This window comes from Sulfitobacter sp. 1A15258, from assembly GCF_043557045.1.
Taxonomy (GTDB): Bacteria; Pseudomonadota; Alphaproteobacteria; order Rhodobacterales; family Rhodobacteraceae; genus Sulfitobacter; species Sulfitobacter faviae.
The window spans coordinates 1-2819 of the sequence record NZ_JBIFFK010000035.1; the positions used below are offsets into that span (position 1 = coordinate 1).

At 60.8% G+C, this 2819-nt stretch carries 3 protein-coding genes and 1 pseudogene; all 4 read right to left on the minus strand.

Annotated elements, in window-relative coordinates:
- Window positions 1–94 (minus strand): annotated as a pseudogene (locus tag ACGYK9_RS19230) (IS6 family transposase); the annotation flags it as partial.
- An 83-nt stretch (window positions 95–177) separates the two neighbouring features.
- Window positions 178–1098 carry a hypothetical protein gene (locus ACGYK9_RS19235; protein ID WP_394415307.1) on the minus strand — a complete coding sequence of 307 codons (921 nt, stop codon included), beginning with the start codon at window positions 1096–1098 and terminating at the stop codon, window positions 178–180.
- Between the two features lie 8 nt (window positions 1099–1106).
- Entirely contained in the window at window positions 1107–1892 is a 786-nt protein-coding gene (locus ACGYK9_RS19240; protein ID WP_394415304.1) for a hypothetical protein, read from the minus strand.
- The coding region (locus ACGYK9_RS19245; protein ID WP_394415301.1) for a hypothetical protein at window positions 1892–2819 on the minus strand (928 nt) is incomplete at its 5' end. The genes ACGYK9_RS19240 and ACGYK9_RS19245, both read right to left, overlap by 1 nt.

Here is a 2819-nt window from a genome sequence, read left to right on the forward strand (position 1 = left end):
AGGAAAACCGAAAATAAGACCAAACCGCATATGCAATGATCTCAGGCGGGAAACGGTGGCCTTTGAAGGCGCCGGAACGTTTGGCTTTTGTCATGTCGGTCGGTACGATTTCAGGTCACGCCCCGCAAGTTGACGATGCCTCCATAACTTGGTTCCTTCACTCTACTTTAAACAATATCACCGCGCTACGCCGTCACTGAGCGGACCAAAGGTGACGCCATCACCAATCAACTGAGCAGCCCCGTCTTGCATGGCCAGCGTTATAGCCTCCGCACCGGTTCCGATAACGTGGCCTTCCCTTTGAGCGATGATATTGCCGGTCTCGATGTCGATGACCCGCGCAAATATGGTGTAGCCGTCCGGATTCTCGATCGGCACGATCTTGAAATCCAGCATGCGGCGTGGGGGCGCGAGCGTCCCGGCTTCGGCTCGGCAGATCTCCCGAAATCTTACTGCGGCGCGCGCAACCGGTAGCATCGCGCCGTCATCGCCGAGCATGAAGCGGATGTGCCTGGCGCTGCCTTTGCGAGACTCCGGCTGCGTCCGGTTCTCAACGTCAGCCGCGCGGAAATAGTCTTGCAGTGAGAAGTCTGATGATGGCGGAACCAGTCCCTGCGCGGCCATGAAGGCCCGAGCCGCCGCGTTCTCACGGCTGAAATTCTGCCGATCCGCGTCAAAAACGCAGTCTACAGGCTGATGCTCTGTGCCCTTGAGAAGGGTCAGTTTCATGCCGCGCTGGACGGTCACCCCACCTCCGAAGGCGTCCATCCAACTGCCAATCAGGCGCGGCGTTACTGCGTTGAAATGAAAGATACGAGTGGCCCCGCCCCCTGCCAGCGTTCCGGTCCAGCCAGAGGTTGCTGAGCGTGTGATCTGCATCCGCATCCCCTGCCCCGCGACTGTAATCCGGTCGCACCCCTCATAGGTGAGGTCGATGGTCCCGTCTTGGCGATCACGGGGATCCAAATACACCATACCGTCAGCTGAAAGGGTCACATTGCCGGACTGAGCACTGTAACGGCCCTGACAGGGCAAGGGATCAGCAGTCGCACTGCTCACGGTCACGCAACAGGCCGTCAAGGCCGAAAGGGTTTGCATGAGATACCTCATTGCGGAAAGCTCCAACCGTCATGCTCAACGCGGAAGATCCGGACAGGTGCGCCAGACTGGGCGGTATCGGCGCGTAGGCGAAAGACAGCGCGGTCTGCCTGACCGAAATTAATGAAATCCACATTGATCGTGATCATCCCGCGCAGCATCGGCTGGTCTGGATCGGCGGCGATCCTTGTGATGCGGCCTTGGAAATCTTGTGCATCATAAAGAACATCTGCGCCGTGGCCTGCGAGGTCGGGCGTGATACCAGCAAAGAAGAACTGTGTGGCTTGGGTCGGGTTAAACGGGTTCTGCGCAGCCCCGCTTTGCCCTTCAAACGCGGCGTAGAGGTCACCCACTAGCCGTGCCGCCGTGTCGATCATCGCATCTCCGCTTTGATGCACCGGGATTTCGCTGCGCTCGATCGTCGTGCGGTCTGTCGGCAGGTCCACATCCTCCATCAAAAAGCGCTGCGCGACCCAACCGGCTTTCGCGAAATCGCCCGTGCGCATCAGGCACCAGCGCTGTGGCAGGGCATTGCGCTGCGCCTCGGTCAGCTTGTGGTAGATTAAAGGGATCAGCAATGGCACGCAGGTGACTTGCTGCAAGCCGCGGGCATTAGGGGGCAGACTGTCGATGACCAGATAGCGGGTCCCTGGCCCCATGCGCATGTTCAGCACATCGTCCGCCGCGACCCCAGTCACGCGCCAAGCGTCTGGACCGTGGCCGTTGATCTCTGCCCGCAGCGGCGCGGCGAGCGTGGCACAGGCGATGGCCGCCCAGAGAATGATACCCCGCATCATTTCACCTCGACCACTGTACGGCCCAGCAAAGCCTGTTCCGAGATATCGAGGAAACGCAGCTCATAAAGACCCGGCTCTTCCGGCATGGTCAGGGTGAGCGATTTGTCCGCCGCGATCTTCTGCGCGGTGATCCAAGCGAACTCCGGCTGATCCTTTCGCGCAAGCGCTATGCGTTGGTCCGCCCCGCTGCCACCGCCTGTCCACGAGACAGTGATGGAGGCGCCGGGGGCCGCAGTCTCAGGCGCCGAAAGCCCCGCGCCCGCATCCATCGGCGCGTCTGCAGGGACGACCTCAAGCGGCACGCTGGCAAGCGTGCGCAATCCTTCGTTCAGGATGTAGCGGATTTCATAGAGCCCCGGTTCCGACGGTGCTTTCAGGCTGCCTTCGGTCCGGTCGTTCGCGCGGAAGTATTGGCCAGTTTCACCCTCTTTGGCACCCATCGGGAGCAGAGCAATCATATCGCGCGGATGGATAGTCGAGGACCATGTAATCTCCACCTCGGTCTCAGCACGCGCCGTTCCGGGGCCAGAAATGCCGATCTCAGCTTCGACCACTTCGATGGGCGCGGTGGCGAGCGTTTTGGCCCCTTCGTTGAGGATATAGCGTAACTCAAAGAGCCCCGGCTCCGCGGGTGCGGTGAGTTGACCGGTCGTCTTGTCGCCAACGCGGCGGTAGGGGCCGGTGGCGCCTTCCTTGGTGCCGACGGGCAAGATGGTGACCATGTCGCGAGGGTGGATTGGGCTGCCCCATTCGATCTCAAAAGCAGCGCCGGTGGTGACAGTGTCCGGTCCGCTGATGGTGGCTTCTGGGGCAGTAACTTCGATGGGCGCGGTGGCGAGGGTCTTGACGCCTTCGTTGAGGACATAGCGTAACTCATAGAGCCCCGGCTCAGCAGGTGCTGTGAGTTGGCCTGTGGTCTTATCG